18 protein-coding genes are annotated in these 18,006 nt (G+C 43.4%); all 18 read right to left on the bottom strand.

What is annotated here, in order from left to right:
* Positions 1-79: 79 nt before the first annotated feature.
* Entirely contained in the window at positions 80-499 is a 420-nt protein-coding gene (locus FGM00_RS06795; protein WP_138852170.1) for a GNAT family N-acetyltransferase, read from the bottom strand.
* 2 nt (positions 500-501) lie between these two features.
* Positions 502-1,149: an imidazole glycerol phosphate synthase subunit HisH gene (hisH, locus tag FGM00_RS06790; RefSeq protein WP_138852169.1), complete on the bottom strand. Its 648-nt coding sequence runs from the start codon at positions 1,147-1,149 to the stop codon at positions 502-504.
* Positions 1,150-1,196: 47 nt separating this feature from the next.
* A complete protein-coding gene (gene hisB, locus FGM00_RS06785) occupies positions 1,197-2,330 on the bottom strand; it encodes a bifunctional histidinol-phosphatase/imidazoleglycerol-phosphate dehydratase HisB (RefSeq protein WP_138852168.1) in 1,134 nt (377 codons plus the stop codon).
* Positions 2,327-3,397, bottom strand: coding sequence for a histidinol-phosphate transaminase (hisC, locus tag FGM00_RS06780; RefSeq protein ID WP_236262956.1), 1,071 nt, complete (start codon positions 3,395-3,397; stop codon positions 2,327-2,329). Before hisC ends, hisB begins: the two co-directional genes overlap by 4 nt.
* A gap of 114 nt (positions 3,398-3,511) precedes the next feature.
* Positions 3,512-4,798, bottom strand: a complete 1,287-nt coding sequence (gene hisD, locus FGM00_RS06775; protein ID WP_138852167.1) for a histidinol dehydrogenase — start codon at positions 4,796-4,798, stop codon at positions 3,512-3,514.
* Positions 4,799-4,807: 9 nt separating this feature from the next.
* Entirely contained in the window at positions 4,808-5,242 is a 435-nt protein-coding gene (locus FGM00_RS06770) for a GNAT family N-acetyltransferase (protein WP_138852166.1), read from the bottom strand.
* Positions 5,243-5,253: 11 nt separating this feature from the next.
* The gene (gene hisG, locus FGM00_RS06765; protein WP_138852165.1) at positions 5,254-6,108 is read right to left on the bottom strand and encodes an ATP phosphoribosyltransferase; all 855 of its coding nucleotides are present in this window, start codon (positions 6,106-6,108) and stop codon (positions 5,254-5,256) included.
* 254 nt (positions 6,109-6,362) lie between these two features.
* Positions 6,363-7,178, bottom strand: a complete 816-nt coding sequence (locus tag FGM00_RS06760) for a prohibitin family protein (protein ID WP_138852164.1) — start codon at positions 7,176-7,178, stop codon at positions 6,363-6,365.
* 60 nt (positions 7,179-7,238) lie between these two features.
* Positions 7,239-9,113, bottom strand: coding sequence for a vWA domain-containing protein (locus FGM00_RS06755; protein ID WP_236262953.1), 1,875 nt, complete (start codon positions 9,111-9,113; stop codon positions 7,239-7,241).
* 243 nt (positions 9,114-9,356) lie between these two features.
* Positions 9,357-10,103 carry a 3-oxoacyl-[acyl-carrier-protein] reductase gene (fabG, locus tag FGM00_RS06750; RefSeq protein WP_138852162.1) on the bottom strand — a complete coding sequence of 249 codons (747 nt, stop codon included), beginning with the start codon at positions 10,101-10,103 and terminating at the stop codon, positions 9,357-9,359.
* 117 nt (positions 10,104-10,220) lie between these two features.
* Positions 10,221-11,093, bottom strand: a complete 873-nt coding sequence (gene sucD, locus FGM00_RS06745; RefSeq protein ID WP_138852161.1) for a succinate--CoA ligase subunit alpha — start codon at positions 11,091-11,093, stop codon at positions 10,221-10,223.
* Between the two features lie 121 nt (positions 11,094-11,214).
* Entirely contained in the window at positions 11,215-12,147 is a 933-nt protein-coding gene (locus tag FGM00_RS06740; protein ID WP_175416196.1) for a UDP-3-O-(3-hydroxymyristoyl)glucosamine N-acyltransferase, read from the bottom strand.
* A 205-nt stretch (positions 12,148-12,352) separates the two neighbouring features.
* A complete protein-coding gene (gene efp / locus FGM00_RS06735; RefSeq protein WP_138852160.1) occupies positions 12,353-12,919 on the bottom strand; it encodes an elongation factor P in 567 nt (188 codons plus the stop codon).
* A gap of 44 nt (positions 12,920-12,963) precedes the next feature.
* On the bottom strand, positions 12,964-13,416 hold the full coding sequence (locus tag FGM00_RS06730; RefSeq protein ID WP_236262952.1) for a nuclear transport factor 2 family protein: 453 nt from the start codon (positions 13,414-13,416) through the stop codon (positions 12,964-12,966).
* 105 nt (positions 13,417-13,521) lie between these two features.
* Positions 13,522-14,307 (bottom strand): acyl-ACP--UDP-N-acetylglucosamine O-acyltransferase, encoded by a 786-nt coding sequence (gene lpxA, locus FGM00_RS06725; protein WP_138852159.1) that lies wholly within the window; start codon positions 14,305-14,307, stop codon positions 13,522-13,524.
* 1 nt (position 14,308) lies between these two features.
* On the bottom strand, positions 14,309-15,715 hold the full coding sequence (locus tag FGM00_RS06720) for a bifunctional UDP-3-O-[3-hydroxymyristoyl] N-acetylglucosamine deacetylase/3-hydroxyacyl-ACP dehydratase (protein WP_138852158.1): 1,407 nt from the start codon (positions 15,713-15,715) through the stop codon (positions 14,309-14,311).
* On the bottom strand, positions 15,708-16,733 hold the full coding sequence (gene lpxD / locus FGM00_RS06715) for a UDP-3-O-(3-hydroxymyristoyl)glucosamine N-acyltransferase (protein WP_138852157.1): 1,026 nt from the start codon (positions 16,731-16,733) through the stop codon (positions 15,708-15,710). The genes FGM00_RS06720 and lpxD overlap by 8 nt, the downstream gene beginning before the upstream one ends.
* A gap of 23 nt (positions 16,734-16,756) precedes the next feature.
* The gene (locus FGM00_RS06710; RefSeq protein WP_138852156.1) at positions 16,757-17,986 is read right to left on the bottom strand and encodes an HD domain-containing protein; all 1,230 of its coding nucleotides are present in this window, start codon (positions 17,984-17,986) and stop codon (positions 16,757-16,759) included.
* Between the last annotated feature and the right edge of the window lie 20 nt (positions 17,987-18,006).

Below are 18,006 nucleotides of genomic sequence, written 5' to 3'. Positions count from 1 at the left end.
GAATGTAATACCCCTGTCTGTTATATTGGTTACAACTCTTAAACTGGCTTTTCATTATCGTACTTTAAGGGTGTACATCTCATTCCAGTTGCTGCCGATCGATAGACATCCACAGTAAAGACTCCCCGACTTTTTTGAATCCGTATTTTCCGTAAAGCGAATGGGCATCTTTCGTTTTTAAGGCGACCGTCTGCAAAGCTTGAATCGTTTTGTTTTGTAACATAAATTCCATCAAAGCCTTTCCCAAGCCTTTTCGTTGGTATTCAGGGGCAATGATAACATCCATAAGATAACCGAAGAACACATAATCGGTCACTACACGGCCAAAACCGATTTGTTCGTCCGATTTGGAATACATTCCAAAACAAAAGGAATTCTCAATGGTTTGTAGCGTCTGCTCCCTCGTTCGCCCTTTTCCCCAATACGAATTGGCAATGAAATCGTGAATGAAATCGATATTCAACCGTTTTTTGTCCGTAGAAATATAAAATGTTGTCATCCTTACATTTTCAAAAAATTCTTCAATATGTGGGCCCCAACTTCACTACTCTTTTCCGGGTGAAATTGGGTGCCATAAAAATTATCTTTTTGTAACGCCGCACTATACCGTAATTCGTAATCCGATTCGGCAATGGTCGCGCTACATAGGGGTGCGTAAAAGCTATGCACCAAATAAATATGCTCTTTCTCTGCGACGCCGTTGAAAAGCTTCGATTTCAAGTTACTGATTTGGTTCCAACCTATTTGCGGTACCTTTACGGTATTCGAAAACTTAACTACCTTGACATCAAAAATTCCCAAACCCTCGGTATCGCCTTCCTCAGAGGAAGTACACATCAATTGCATCCCCAAGCAAATACCTAAAACTGGCTGTTTTAGAGTTGGTACGATAGCGTCCAACCCACTGGCCTTCAGCTTTTTCATTGCACTACTTGCCTCGCCCACTCCCGGAAAAATTACTTTTTCCGCCTTTCGAATTTCGTCCACATCATTACTTAAGACCGCCTCGTAACCCAAACGCCAAATAGCGAATTTGATGCTTTGTATGTTGCCAGCACCGTAGTCGATGATTACAATCGATGCTCCCTTTTGTTCCCCTGCCTTACCACGAGAGGAAGTACTAAGTGAAGCTTTATTTTGGTTGTTCATTCATTCGTATTTAGCCCCTTCTCCATGCGAAGGTAAAGTGTGGGCATTTACAACATACCTTTCGTTGAAGGCAGTACCATTTTTTCAACATCCCTTTTTACCGCCATTTTGATGGATTTTGCAAAAGCCTTGAAAATCGCTTCAATCTTATGGTGCTCATTAATGCCCTCGGCCTTGATATTCAGATTCGCCTTTGCGCCATCGGTAAATGATTTAAAAAAGTGATGGAACATCTCCGTTGGCATATCGCCCACTTTTTCCCTCTTGAAATCGGCCTCCCAAACCAGCCAGTTTCGCCCGCCAAAATCAATCGCGACCTGGGCCAAGCAATCATCCATGGGTAAACAAAAGCCATAGCGTTCGATGCCCAATTTGTTGCCCAAGGCATCATGAAATACCTCGCCCAAGGCGATGGCCGTGTCTTCTATGGTATGATGTTCATCTACCTCCAAATCCCCATCTACTTCAATGGTCAGGTCCATTTGACCGTGACGGGCCAATTGGTCCAGCATGTGATCGAAAAAGGACAAGCCGGTTTTGATGTCGCTCTTTCCGGTGCCATCCAGGTTCAGCTGTATCTTAATATCGGTCTCATTTGTCTTCCTCTGAATTTCGCCAGTTCTTTCCGCTAACTTCAAAAATTCGTAAATCTTTTCCCAATCATTACTCTCCAAGGCGATTACATTATCGAGCGCGTCTCTTTTAACGGTAATTTCTTCGGTACCCAAATGGGTATTGTCGTTTATGAAAATACCATGGGAACCCAGGTTTTTGGCAAGCTCCATATCGGTCAAACGATCCCCGATAACAAAGGAATTCATTAAATCGTAAGTATCTGAAAAATATTCGGTAAGTAAGCCCGTACCCGGTTTTCGTGTATCCGCATTTTGATGTGGAAAGGTGCGATCCAGGAAAACCTTATCGAAAATAACACCTTCATTTTCAAACGATTTGAGGATAAAATTGTGCACCGGCCAAAAAGTTTCCTCTGGAAAAACGTCGGTACCCAAACCATCTTGGTTGGTGATCATAACCAATTCATAATCGAGTTCCCTGGCGATTTTACCGAGATAAGTAAATGCCTTTGGGTAGAAAATCATTTTTTCGAAAGCATCGATTTGTTCATCGACGGTTTCTTTGATGATGGTACCGTCGCGGTCTATAAATAAAACTTTTTTCATTTCTCCAATTCTTTTAAGACCCCGATCAGTTTAATATTCTCTTCGGGGGTGCCGATCGTTATCCTCAACGTATTTTTGCACAGCGGTTGCGAACTTCGGTTCCTGACCACGATTCCCTTTTCAAGGAGTTGTGTATAGCGCAAATCGGCATCATCTACCCGAACCAAAAGAAAATTCGCGTCGGAAGGATAGACCTCCTGTACAAAGGGGATACTGGACAATACTTGGGCAACCAGACCCTTCTGTTCTTTAATCTCTGAAACCTCTGAGATAATTCGAAGCCCATAGGACAATCTTTCCAAGGCTTTTTGCTGCGTTAATTCGTTTACGTTATACGGAGGTTTGATTTTATTAAGGACAGCTATGATTTCTTTGGCTGCCACACAGATTCCCAAGCGTATACCGGCCATGCCGTAGGCTTTCGAAAAGGTTTGGGTAACGACCAAATTCGGAAATTCCGCAAGTTTGGATACCCAACTGCTCGCATCACAAAAGTCGATATAGGCTTCATCTACGATGACCAGGCCATTGAATTCTCGCAATAAGGCGGTAATGTGTTCATTTGAAATGCTATTTCCTGTCGGATTATTGGGAGAACAAATAAAAAGCAGTTTCGAATTGAAATCGACCGCGTTCAAGATGGCCTCTACGTCCGGTTGAAAATCCTTGTTCAATAGAAGCTCTCGATTTTCCACCCCATTTAAACCTGCAAGTACGCCATACATGCCATACGTGGGCGGTAGGGTAATGATATTATCCTCTTTGGGTTCGCAGAATGCCCTAAACAGAAGGTCCAACACTTCATCACTTCCGTTGCCCAGTAAAATATTCTCGGTGCTAACTTCTTTTTGTTTGGCCAACAATCCTTTAAGCGTTCGTTGCTGCGGATCAGGATATCGATTTACCCCGTTCTCGAACGGATTCTCATTGGCATCCATATACACCATACCCGAACCGTTCGAAACATACTCGTCACGGGCAGAGCTATACGGTTTTAAACCCTTGATGTTTTCCCTAATGATATTGTTCAAATCAAAACCCATGAATTCGTTTTTACTGCCTCCCATTGCACTGGGGTTTAGCAAAGCATTTAATACTATTGTCACTACATGCTATGATCGCTAATTAAAATAATCGAAATCCATCTCCTTATAAAAAGAAGGATCATAAATTACCCGAATTTAATCCTTTAGACTTTTCAACCGCAAGCTTACCGCATTTTTATGTGCTTGCAGACCCTCCGCCTCGGCCATAGTCTCAATGGCGCTTCCTATTGCTTTGATACCTTCCTCCGAAATGTGTTGAAAGGTCATACTCTTCATGAAACTGTCTAAATTGACACCACTATACTGTTTGGCATAGCCGTTCGTGGGCAAGGTATGATTTGTGCCCGAAGCATAGTCCCCCGCACTTTCTGGTGTATAATTACCGATAAATACCGAACCTGCATTGGCTATATGGTTTACATAGAAATCGGTATCGGCGACACAAACGATAAGGTGCTCCGGGCCGTATTCATTGATTAAATCGAGTGCCGTTTGGTCGTCTTCCACATAAATCATCTTGCTGTTGGCAATGGCCTGCTGGGCAATTTCCTTTCTAGGTAACACCTTTAGTTGTTGTTCGACTTCAGCCTCGACTTCGGCAATCAGTTTTTTTGAGGTGGAAACCAAAATCACTTGGCTATCGATACCGTGCTCTGCCTGACTCAACAAATCAGAAGCTACGAAGGCGGAATCGGCCGTATCATCTGCAACGACCAGCAACTCACTGGGCCCCGCCGGCATATCGATGGCTACCCCGTGTTTTGTAGCGATTTGTTTGGCGACCGTGACATATTGATTCCCTGGACCGAATATTTTGTAAACCTGTGGAATACACTCCGTGCCGAAGGTCATTCCCGCTATCGCCTGAATTCCCCCAACTTTAAAAATTTGGGTAACTCCGCATAAATCCGCAGTGTATAGGATTGCCGGATCGACCTTTCCTTCTTTGTTGGGAGGCGTACACAATACAATTTCCGTGCAGCCCGCTATTGTCGCAGGTACCGCCAACATAAGAATGGTAGAAAATAACGGCGCCGTACCCCCGGGAATATACAAGCCGACTTTTTGAATGGGCCGTTTTTCCTGCCAACACGATACTCCTTCAGAGGTTTCAACGGTAATCCTATCCGTTTTTTGAGCCTTGTGAAAACGCTCGATATTACGTTTTGCCAATTGAATGGCCTTTTTTAGCTCATCTGAAACAAGCGCTTTGGCACTAATGATTTCATTTTCGGTAACTTTTAAATCCTCCAGTGCCACTTGATCAAACTTGTGGGTATATTCTCGAATGGCGGTGTCACCGTTTTTAGCGACTTCTTTAAAAATGGAAGTCACCGTACCCTCAATATCGGCTACCGTTTGCGTAGGTCGCTTTAAAACGTTTTTCCAATCATCCCTTTTAGGGTTCTCTATCTTCTTCATTCCCGCGTTCTATATTTTTTTCGATTTGTGAAAGGCCACGGTCTGGTAACCATGGCTTTCCCAAAACACATTTCCCTTTTTATTTTCAACGTAGCAATTCACTTTGGAAGCAAGGCAATCGATTTCCTTCGCATATTCAAAAAGCCATTCCATCAAAAGATGACCAACTCCTTGGTTGCGATATTTCTTCTTTATAAAGACATTATCCGGCTCGATGTGCTTTCCTACATAAAACTTGTTCAAAATCCATACGCCACAGATACCTATTAGTTCATCCGCCTCATATATACCAATACACTTATAAGAGCCCATCGCAATCATATGCTGTAATCGCTCACGGAGCAATTCATACGGGATGGCCCCATTATTCAACAAATCTACCAAGGGAAGAATAGATTCGAGCCGATTTTCAGGAATTATATTGATGTCAAACCTATTTTTCATCAGTACAACGGTTACAATACCATTTTCTCTATTTCGCACACCAAAATCCCTTCGGCACCCGCTAATTTCAGCTCGTCAATGACCTCCCAAAATTTATCCTTATTAATCACTGTATGCACTGAGCTCCACCCTTCTTCCGCCAAGGGCAATACGGTCGGGCTTCGCATGCCGGGCAACAGTGCGATAATATCTTTTAAACTCTCGTCAGGGGCATTCAATAACACATATTTTGATTGTCGTGCACGTAGGACGGATTGAATCCGGAATTGAAGTTTTTGCAATAATTGCTTTCTTTCTTCGGTAATTTGCGGGGACACCGCCAACACCGCCTCGCTTTTCAACATGACCTCCACCTCCTTCAAGTTATTCTTAAAAAGGGTACTTCCGCTGGAGACGATGTCACAAATGGCGTCGGCCAAACCGATATTCGGGGCAATTTCTACCGATCCGCTTATGATATGCAGGTCGGCTTTTACTCCCTTTTCACTGAGATAATTCTTGACCGTGTTCGGATAAGAGGTTGCGATACGCTTTCCTTCCAAATCCTGTATCGAATTATATGAAACCCCTTTGGGAATCGCCAACGAAACTTTGCATTTGGAAAATCCGAGTTTTTCGGCCACCCTAATGTCCTCCCCTTTTTCGATAAGGACGTTCTCTCCTATAATCGCGATGTCGACCACACCGTCCCTTAGATATTGAGGAATATCGCCATTCCTTAGGTAAAACACTTCCATAGGGAAATTCCTGGAAGATGCTTTTAACTGATCTTTGCCATTGTCGATAGATATACCACAATCTTTTAAGATTCGCAGTGAATCTTCGTTAAGCCTGCCAGACTTTTGAATGGCTATTCTTATTTTCATAGGTTTTATTTTTATTCCTACAAACGCGGTGATGTTGGAATTATTCAATGAAAAAACCCGCTTGATTTCTCAAACGGGTCGTAAATTATGTTGTAACACTACAATACATCTTTACCTCGCCTGAGCGCAGTGATAAAAATGATGGTGTGTTTTTTTGTTTCTCATGATGTCGTAAAAGTAAAACGTATTCTTGATTTAACAAAAGAATAGTTACAATTTATACAAAATGCCCGTCGGCAAGTTAAAAAAGTAGTTTAGTTATTCCCTAAAATCAAAGGAAGACCCGAATCGCCGCTACCCACGATAACCACTTTGGCATTAGGTGACTGCGATAACATCAAGGTCGCATCGATGCCCTTATCCTGAAGGATCTTATCGGTTAGCGAGGCACTTAGTATTTTGTTGGCATCTGCCTTACCTTGTGCTTCAATGGTTACTTTCTCCGCTTCTTTTTTGGCGGTCACCAATCTAAACTCATATTCTAAAGACTCCTGTTCCTGCTTTAATTTCCGTTCGATAGCTTCTTTGATGGTCGCAGGTAAGGTTACATCCCGAACCAATACTTCATTCAATTGAATGTATTGACCGTCTACGATTTTCTTGGTTTCCTCGTAAATTTCGGCCTGAATAGCGTCTCGCTTACTCGAGTATAATTGTTCTGGAGTATATCGGCCTACTACACTTCGCGCGGCAGAGCGTATCGTGGGCAGCAGCACACGTTGAATATATTCGGTACCTTTCTCTTGGTGTAATTTACCCAAAACATCGCGTTTCGGTTGAAACCAAGCAGAAGCATCCAGTTTTATTTCTAGTCCGTTCGAGGACAACACTTGCATTTTTTCGAATACCTCTTGCTGTCTCACTTCGTAAATAAAGACTTTGTTCCACGGCGCTACGATATGAAAACCTTCGCCCATGGGTGGCTCTTCGGTAACTACACCCCCACCGAAAGTCTTATATAATACTCCGGCCTCACCCGAGCCAATGGTAATCGCTGATTTTGATAATAAAATGACAAGCACAATAACCGCAAAAATAATGGGTAGTGCTACTTTAGGTAATTTATCCATAATGTTCTGTTTTTTAAGGGATTGATCTAAAATTTATATTGAATATGCTAATAACGATTTCTAGTTTAAACCGTTGTATTTTCTTATGAACCACTCTAATGCGAGCGTTAATGCAATTATGCCTAAAAGTAGTCGAAAATCAATTAAGGACACAATATTTTGCTCGCTCTTTTGCACCGGTAAAAAGCGATCGGAGGCCATGAGCGAATCGCCCAAGGCTATTACATCATTCGAAAAATAGCTTTTGCCCGAAGTGTTGCTCGCCAAACGATCGAGTTTTTTATAGTTACTTGACAAGAAGCGTTTTTCTACGTCAAAATCGAGTATGGTAAAGCTACCTGATTTGGTCAGATTTTCAGTGGCTACTTTTGCCGTAAAATTATATTTGCCCGGGGCAAGGTTGGTCAAATCCGCCTCAAAATATCCATTTTTCAAGAGCATGGTCAATTGGCTGACTTTACCACTTTCGGTGTGCTTTAATTCTAAATCAATGACGGCGTTTGGATTAAATTCGTAAGCCTTATCAAAGTAGGTAGCTTCAATTTTCGCATCGTTCGCACCTTCATACACCGATTCGTAATCCAAGGAAAATCGGGTCTTTGGCTTTGTAATGGCCAGGTAGCGAACTAGCTTTCCAATAAATTCGTCAAAATTTTTGAAGTTTTTGGCATTTCGATAGCTCTGTACGCGCCATTTCCAAATATTCTCCCCGAAAAGCATGGCCTCCCGTTGCCCGTCCTGTTCCGTCAAGTGCAACAAGGGTTCCTTTAAACTAACACCGCGCACCTTACGACTCAATATGGTTTCCCCTGGCTTGTTGATATTGATGGTGCCCATATTCGCATCAAGCGGCGGAAAATCATCCACGGAAAAATCGGACACGTCAAAGAACGAAAAACCGGGATTCACATCCGGTGTGGTCTCCTCGGTATAATTGAATAGCTGTTGATTGAATGTTCGCTGAACGGAATTCACGAAATTCAAATCCGTCTTCGGGCCGACTATGGTGAGGGAATTTGCTTTTTTCTGTTGGATGAATTCATAAACGCCCTTAAACGATGCCTTAGGCTGGTAGAGGATAAAAAGATTTACCTCGTCGAAGTCGCTCGTATTTGCAGTACTTTTCTGGATGGATACGGCCCGCTGCTCATTACTTTCGATAGCCTTTTTCAACGCCCCGATATCGGGATGCAACACATCGGAGATGATCATCACATTCGTTTTCTCATCGATGACCTCTACAGCTACTGATCGACTATTGTTTTGCGTGTTGCGTTCCTGATTTAACCCGGATACCGAAATTCGGATGTTCTTTACCCCGACAGAACTGGCATTTAAAAGGGTATTGACCATCTTGGTTTTGGAGGTAGTATTGAAATCGATGTTCTCTTTATACACCGATTTTCCGTCGACGGTGATAGCTACCGTGGCCGAAACCGAACCTTGTCCTTGGTAGGATATATAGCTCTCGATCGGAAATTTATTCTTGAGAAAGGCATATTTGTTTACGTTCACCTGATCGATACGAAGGTCTTCGTAGGTGGTCGTGTCGCCAATTACTAGAGGATAAACAGGGAGTTGTAAATTTTTGGCATAAAATTCATAGTCTTCTCCAAGGGTCTGATTGCCATCCGACAGCAACACCACGGCTCCATTGGTCGTACCGTAAATGGTTTTTAACGATTTCAAGGCCTTGGCAATATTGGTATTGCCCTCGGCGTAGGTAAGGCTATCGCCGGCATTCAGTTGATTCCCAAAACTGTGATAGTTGATATCGAATTTATCGGCCAATTCCTGTCTTTCTTTGAGAGACTGCAAAGTTTCCGCTATCTCGGAGTCTTGCATTGAAGACGAATTATCGACCAAAACCATGAGATTGGTCTTTTCGATACGGTAATCGTTTTTGGTGAATTTTGGATTAATCAGGAGAAGCAAAGCTCCGAACCAGGTAAGAAAACGCAAAAAAGACAACCCTAGCGATAGTTTTCCTCGCTTTTTTGCTTTAAAAAAATATTGAAAAAATACTAGGGCAAGTGCGATTACGGCCGCTAAAAAAATAAATAAAATCGTTTGAGTATCCATTAAAAGGAACGCCCCTTCTTTAGTTTGTTATGGTTAACGGATTGGTGGTTATGATTTCGAAATACTTTTGAATTCCGAAGTTATAAATCATTTGCACTAGGTAAGCATGCCGCCATCTACATTCAATACTTGTCCGGTAACATAGTCTGAAAGGTCGGAAGCAAAAAACAGACAGGCATTGGCGATATCCTCGGGGCTTCCACCGCGTTTCAATGGAATGCCGTCTCGCCAACCCTGAACAGTTTTCTCATCCAGCTTGGCCGTCATTTCCGTTTCGATAAAACCGGGCGCGATGGCATTGCAACGAATATTCCGAGAGCCGAGCTCCAAGGCTACGGACTTCGTAAACCCTATCATTCCCGCTTTGGAAGCAGCATAGTTCGTTTGACCGGCATTTCCCTTTACACCCACAACACTACTCATGTTGATAATCGAGCCCTTGCGTTGTTTAAGCATGGTGCGTTGCACTGCTTTGGTCATGTTGAAAACGGACTTCAGATTGATTTCGATTACCGTATCGAAATCCTCCTCCGCCATACGCATCAACAGATTGTCTTTCGTAATACCCGCGTTATTGATAAGGACGTCTATGCCCCCGAAGTCTTCCAGTACCTGGGCTATCAATTGCTCTGACTGTTCAAAGCTGGCAGCATTGCTTTTATAAGCCTTTGCTTTTACCCCCTTTGCGGCCAGTTCTTTCTCTAGTTCCAAGGCAGGCGCCTCGCTAGAACTATAAGTGAAGGCTACATTTGCCCCGTGATCGGCGAATACTTGGGCAATGCCCATACCAATTCCCCTACTTGCCCCGGTGATGATTACGTTTTTCCCTTCGAGTAATTTCATGCTGTAAACGGTTTGCTTAGTGGTTGTTCAAAGATAAGCGTTGTGAGGACAAAGACGAAAAAAAAATCCCGCTCTCAGCGCATCGAAAGCAGGATAGTGTTTCGTTCAAGGAAATGGTTATCCCATAACCTCTTTAACTTTAAGGCCGATTTCCGCTGGTGAATCTACCACGTGTATACCATGCTCGCGCATAATTTTTTTCTTGGCTTGAGCCGTATCGTCGCTTCCGCCTACGATGGCGCCGGCATGTCCCATTGTTCTTCCTGCTGGAGCGGTCTCCCCTGCAATAAAACCTACAACCGGTTTTTTACTGCCACTTGCCTTGTACCATTTCGCGGCATCAGCTTCCAATTGTCCGCCTATCTCGCCGATCATCACCACGCATTCCGTTTCCGGATCGTTGATCAACAATTCAACCGCCTCTTTCGTAGTCGTGCCGATAATCGGGTCACCGCCTATGCCAATGGCCGTGGTTATACCCAAACCTTGGCGCACCACTTGGTCGGCCGCCTCATAGGTCAAAGTTCCCGATTTTGAAACGATACCTACGTTTCCTTTTTTAAAGACAAAACCGGGCATGATGCCTACCTTAGCCTCACCCGGAGTAATTACACCGGGGCAGTTGGGGCCCACCAAACGGCAGTCCTTATGTTTTATATAGTTCGATGCCTTTACCATATCGGCGACCGGAATACCCTCGGTTATGGTAATAATCACTTTGATTCCGGCGTTAGCGGCTTCCATAATCGCATCAGCGGCAAAAGCCGGCGGTACGAAAATGATCGTCGTATCGGCCCCTACTTTTTCTACGGCCTCCTGAACTGTATTGAAAACAGGTCTGCCCAAATGCTCTTGGCCACCTTTGCCAGGGGTTACGCCACCGACTACGTTGGTACCATACTCGATCATTTGCTCGGCGTGAAAGGTACCTTCGCTTCCGGTAAAACCTTGTACTATTATCTTGGAATCTTTGTTGACTAGAACGCTCATAGTAAAGTTATTCGTTTCTGGATTATTTGTTTTGCATTTTCATATGTCAAAGCTGTCACTTCATCCAATGCTGCGCAAAAATATAAGTTTGCAAAGGATTTCTAAAGGATTCGCTTTGAATTTATTCCTCTATTTTTTTCAATAAGTATGGAATCTTTTTAACATAGGCTAATTGCTTCAATTTTTCTCGGGATTCTTCGATAGGCGTTCCAAAATAACTTTTGCCGCCCGCAACGGATTTTGTGACGCCCGTCTGCCCCATGATTACCGCCTTTTTTCCTATGGTAATACCGCTATTCGTTCCTACCTGTCCCCAGAGCGTCACCTCATCCTCGATAATAACGCAACCAGCAATACCCGTTTGGGAGGCAATAAGACATTTCTCCCCGATAACCGTGTCATGGCCTACATGCACTTGGTTATCCAATTTAGTCCCTTTTTTGATGGTCGTATTCCCGGTAACACCCCTATCAATCGTACACAACGCCCCGAGTTCGACATCATCTTCCAGCACCACTTTTCCACCGGAAAGCAAACGATCAAATCCCTCAGGTCTATTTTTGTAGTAAAAGGCATCTGCCCCCAGAACCGTCCCGGAATGGATGATCACCCTGTCGCCGATAATACTATTGTCGTAAATGCTCACATTGGCGTGTATGATGCAATCATCACCGATAACGACATTATTTCCTATAAATACATTTGGCTGAATAACAGTGTTTTTACCTATTTTAGCTGAAGTAGCAATAGCACTTTTTGATTTTTCAAATGGAAGAAAAAATCGGGTCAATTTATTGAAATCCCGAAAGGGGTCATCCGAAATCAATAAGGCCTTTCCGGCAGGGCAGTCGACCTTCTTGTTGATCAAAACCACTGTCGCGGCACAGGAGAGCGCCTTATCGTAATACTTGGGATGATCTACAAAAACAATGTCCCCTTGGGTCACGACATGAATCTCATTCATCCCCAGAACAGGAAATTCAGCTGCGCCAACATAATCACAATCGATTATCGTGGCGATTTGGGCCAAGGTATGTGGCGTTGGGAATTTCAATTTTTATATTCGGATTTGCTATTCATATTACGTATTCGACCGTTTAATGAGCGGAAATAAGCATATTAATAATTCAGGCATAAGATCAGCAAAGGAAACAACAGACGAAATACAATGTAAACGAACGGACTCACAAGGTTTATACAATATTCAATTTCCGAAAAGTCTCGTGATAACTGCAAATTGCCACTGCCAGTCGAGACAGCTATTCCTTTACCCTTTCCATATAATTTCCGGTTGACGTGTCGATCTTGATTTTGTCCCCCTCGTTGATAAACAAAGGTACATTGACTTCGGCCCCGGTTTCGACCTTTGCCGGTTTGGTAGCGTTTGTAGCGGTATTTCCTTTGACTCCAGGTTCGGTATAGGATATCTCGAGAACCACACTTGCGGGCATATCAACGGATAAAGGCATATTGTCTTCCGTATTGAAAAGAATAGTAACCACCTCACCCTCTTTTAACAATCCGGGTGCATCCAATGCACTTTCCTGCAAGGTGATTTGGTTGTAATCTTGGGTATTCATAAAATGATAGGTCTCCCCGTCTGCATATAAATATTGAAACGATTGGGTTTCTACGCGAACATCCTCGATTTTATGCCCTGCTGAAAAGGTATTGTCCAAAACCTTTCCATTGCTTACACTTTTCAACTTGGTACGTACAAAAGCGGGGCCTTTTCCCGGTTTTACGTGTAAAAACTCGATAATCTTGTAAATATCATTGTTGTATCTGATGCATAATCCTTTTCTAATATCCGATGTTGATGCCATTATTTTTGGTTTCTATTTTATTTATAAATATGAGCTATCTATAGCTAGTGTGCCGTTGCGTCCTTAAACTGCCACAGTACGTTCACCAGTTGCCATTTTCCGTTTAATTTTACAATGTGCATATAATCGATCCAATCATCGGCGATAAGTTTTACCGAAGCGGTCTTATCGAAAATATCAAGTATGACAACTTCCTTTTTTGGGTTTTCAGGGAACTTATCACCGTTTATATTGTAGGTTTCCGCCAATAAAACCATGGCGTCTGTAAAGGTTTCCCGCAAATATTCCTTTTGGGTCTGCTTATTCGTCCAAAACGTTCTCTTGACCATCCTAGGATGTGCGGCACGCTCGAACTGTTCGGGGTTCACGTCATGCTGCGATTCGATGTAATCCAAGGCCACTTGCTTGATTTCGATAGAGTCTTTCGGTGTTTGAGCACTAGCATGAAAAACGGCCATGAAAAAAAAGAATGCCGAAAAGGAAACCAAATATTTCATATGTATTTTTTTAGAAGCTATTTTCAATATACTTGTTAAGTGAAGTGAATTAACTTAACATCTTTAGCACCCGTACTTCGGCTAGCTCGAATTTCGATTCCCTGGTCAATTATTGCTAAAATAGCCCTTCATAATACCCCGTTGCGAATCCCTAATGAACTGAAGCACTTCGTCCCGTTCCGGAGTCGCCTCCATTTCAGCTTCGATTATCTGTACCGCCTGGGTATTATTATAGTTTTTTTGATAAAGAATACGATAGATATTTTGTATCTCGCGTATTTTTTCAGATTCAAATCCCCTTCTGCGCAAACCGATAGAGTTGATACCCACATAGGAAAGCGGCTCCCGAGCGGCTTTTACATAGGGTGGCACATCTTTTCTCACCAAAGAGCCTCCGGTCACAAAAGCATGACGTCCTACCGATACGAACTGATGTACCGCAACCAAACCGGCCAGGATCACATTATCGCCAATGGTTACATGCCCTGCCAAGGTAGAATTGTTTGAAAAAATACAATTATCGCCAACCAAACAATCGTGGGCGACATGGCAATAGGCCATAATCAGGCAATTCTTTCCGATTACGGTCTTGTTTCTATCCGAGGTGCCCTTATGAATCGTGGCACATTCTCTGATGGTGGTATTGTTTCCGATGACTACCGTAGTTTCCTCATCTTGATATTTTAAATCCTGGGGTGATGCCGAAATCACCGCACCGGGAAAGATGTTACAGTTCTTTCCGATACGGGCACCCTCCATAATGGTGACGTTGGAACCGATCCACGTGCCATCCCCAATAGTCACGTTATTATGTATTGTCGTAAAAGGCTCTACAACCACGTTTTTTGAGATTTTTGCCCCGGGATGTATGTAAGCTAGCGGTTGATTCATCCTAATTTCCTTTTACCTTAATGATTTGTGCCATGATTTCTGCCTCCGAAGCGAGTTTGCCGTTAGTGTACGCTTTTGCATTCATCTGACAAATACCTCTTCGTATGGGCTGCATCAGGTCAAGCTTGAAAACGAGTGTATCGCCCGGAACGACCTGTTGCTTGTACTTTACGTTATCGATTTTTAGTAAATAGGTTAAATAATTTTCCGGGTCGGGCACGGTGTTCAAGACCAGAATACCCCCGGTCTGTGCCATGGCCTCCAGTTGCAAAACACCTGGCATTACCGGTGCGCCAGGAAAATGCCCCACAAAAAAGGGCTCGTTCATGGTCACGTTCTTCAAACCTACCACGTGGGTTTCCGATAACTCTATAATCTTGTCGACCAACAAAAATGGAGGTCGATGTGGGAGCCGCTCCATTATTTTGGTGATGTCCATAAGTGGTGGCGCGTTCAAATCGTAGGTCGGAACGTTGTTTCGCTTTTCCAACTTTATGATTTTCGCCAGCTTTTTGGCAAATTGGGTGTTCACGAAATGTCCGGGTTTATTGGCGATAACCTTCCCGCGAATCCGGGTTCCCGTAAGGGCCAAATCACCAATAACATCCAACAACTTATGCCGTGCGGCCTCATTGGGCTGGTGCAGGGTAAGGTTGTCTAGAATTCCGTTGGGCTTGACGGATAGTTTTTCCTTACCAAAAGCTTTTTCGAGCTTTTTCATGGTGGCCGGGGAAATCTCCTTATCCACATATACGATGGCGTTGTTTAAATCACCCCCTTTGATCAACCCGTTTTCCAGTAGGGCTTCCAATTCATGCAAAAAGCTAAACGTACGCGCTTCCGATATTTCCTCCTTAAAATCCGTGATATGTTCCAAAGTCGCATTTTGGGTACCGAGCACTTTGGTGCCAAAATCCACCATGGTGGTTACCTGATATTCTTCGGATGGGATTACCGTTATTTCGCTTCCCGTACTTTCATCCCTGTAGGAAATCACCTCCTTTACCACATACTCTTCTCTTTCGGCATCTTGCTCAACAGCCCCAACAATCTCCAAGGCTTCAACAAAATATTTTGAGGAACCGTCCATTATAGGTGGTTCGGGAGCATCGAGCTCAATGAGAACATTATCGATGTTCATCCCTACCAAAGCGGCCAGCACATGTTCGGAAGTCTGGATTTTAACGCCGTTCTTCTCTAAATTGGTACCCCGTTGTGTATTGACCACATAGTTGGCATCGGCTTCAATCACGGGAGTTCCCTCCAAATCTATTCGTTTGAATGCATAGCCATGGTTCTCCGGTGCAGGCACGAATTTCATCGTAACCTCCTCCCCGGTATGCAATCCTACACCCTTAAGAATAACTTCTTTGGCAATGGTTCTTTGTTTTGGTTTTTGGCTACTCACTTTCCTTTTTTTTTTCTAGTTTGTTTATTCGTTTATTAAGTTTTGGCAAGTTTTTAAAGTGCACGTACGACTTGTTATAATCTCCGTATTTGATTGCCGGCGAACCCTGCAACACCTCATCATCCTTCACATTTCTACCTACTCCCGATTGTGCCTGAATACGTACCCGGTCACCTATGACGATGTGGCCTACGATACCTACCTGTCCGCCGATCATGCAGTTCTTACCGATCTTCGTGGAACCGGCAATACCCGTCTGCGCAGCAATTACAGTATGCTCGCCAATTTCGACATTATGGGCGATTTGAATCTGATTATCCAACTTCACTCCTCTTCTCAAAATGGTCGACCCTAAAGTCGCCCTGTCAATAGTCGTTCCCGTACCCACATCAACATTGGCTTCTAAAATCACGTTCCCGGTTTGTGGTATTTTGGTAAATTCCCCATTCTTGTTGGGTGCGAAACCAAAACCATCCGAACCCACGACGGCACTGCTGTGAATAACACAATTATCACCAATAACGGATTCCGAACAAATCTTTGCCCCTGGCCATACTTGAACATTATCGCCCAGTACCACGTTATCTCCCACATAGGCGTTTGGAAAAATCTTTACGTTGTTACCCACAGCCGTATTGGCCCCAATATAAGCGAAAGCACCTAAATAAAAGCCCGCACCATAAGTCGCCGATTCGGAAATGTACGAGGGATTTTCTATTCCAATTTTGTTACTTTTTACCTGATCGTAGTACTCCAATAATTTTGAAAAGGATTCGTAGGCGTCCTCAACTTTAATCAACGCGGTATCCAATCGATGCTCGGGAACAAAGTCTTTATTGACGATGGTAATTGATGCTTTGGTAGTGTAAATGTGCGGAGTATATTTGGGGTTTGATAAAAAGGTCAACGACCCTTTCTCGCCCTCCTCAATTTTGGCAAGTTTATGAACTGCAATGTCCGGGTTTCCTTCTAATTCACCCTCTAAAATGCCTGCAATCTGACCTGCCGTAAAAATCATGAAAACAAAAGTAAGAAAAATAGTTAAACAGAATCTTTGGGGTAACAGATATAATATTTGGTAACTGGTTTAGAAAGTGCCTTTAAATTCAAATGGTCGGAAGCCCTGGCCACATCAATTAATTTTCCATTGCTTTTTAGGATGTTTATATTCTGTTTGTCAAGGTCGTACGCCTTATGTTCAATCTCACCGGAAAAAACAAAATAAGCGGTCTCCTGATCGGTAAGCTTAAACTTTTTCTTAGTGGTCCGATACCGCGCGTTCAGCTTTTCTTCGGGAATCGGTTTACTCTTTAATTTGATATGCAACAGCTTGCGATCCAGTAACATTTGGCACAGTTTTGACAGGACAAAATCAGGATGGGTCCGCCATTGTTTTAAGGCGGACAGCAAATCGGTATCATCCAACAGTGCAAATCGCTGCAGTATATCCGGGTCAAAATCTATTTTGGCGATCCTGTTCCGAAGAAAAAATAGCAAAGTCGGACTACAAGAGAGCTCCACATCGGTCGCCAATAACTCCTTGGCCCGTTGTAAGGTACGAATGAGTAATTGCTCTGCGACCAAACTAGTTTTATGCAAGTATACCTGCCAGTACATAAAACGGCGTGCCATAAGGAATTTCTCTACGGAATAAATCCCCTTTTCCTCGACCACCAATTGCCCATCGACCACATTGAGCATGGTAATCAACCGTTCGGAATTGATGTTTCCTTCGGATACGCCGGTATAAAAACTATCCCTTTTGAGATAGTCCATGCGATCCATATCCAATTGACTCGATACCAGTTGATTCAAGAAGCGCTTGGGATGCTCCCTCTTGAAGATGGAGATGGCGGTCGTTAAACTTCCGTTAAACTTATCGTTCAGATCTTCCATAAACAACAGGGAAATATCTTCGTGATCAACTTCGGACGCGATGGAATTTTCCATGGCATGCGAGAAAGGGCCATGCCCGATATCATGTAGCAAAATCGCCACCAAGAGCCCTTCCTCCTCCTGCTTCGTGATTTCAATCTCCTTAAAACGAAGTAGTTGTATGGCCTCTTGCATCAAATGCATACTTCCTAACGCATGATGAAAACGGGTGTGATGCGCACCAGGGTATACCAGATAAGAAAGCCCCATTTGAGAAATACGGCGCAGGCGTTGAAAATACGGGTGACCGATAAGTTCAAAAATGAGCGGAGTGGGAATTGCAATAAATCCGTAAATTGGATCATTGAAAATTTCCAGTTTTTTTGATGTCGTCAAAAGTAAAGGCTTAGAAACTG

Source organism: Aggregatimonas sangjinii (assembly GCF_005943945.1).
Taxonomy (GTDB): Bacteria; Bacteroidota; Bacteroidia; order Flavobacteriales; family Flavobacteriaceae; genus Pelagihabitans; species Pelagihabitans sangjinii.
The sequence above is the reverse complement of the archived record's forward strand: the minus strand, read 5'-3'. Positions and strand labels throughout refer to the sequence as shown.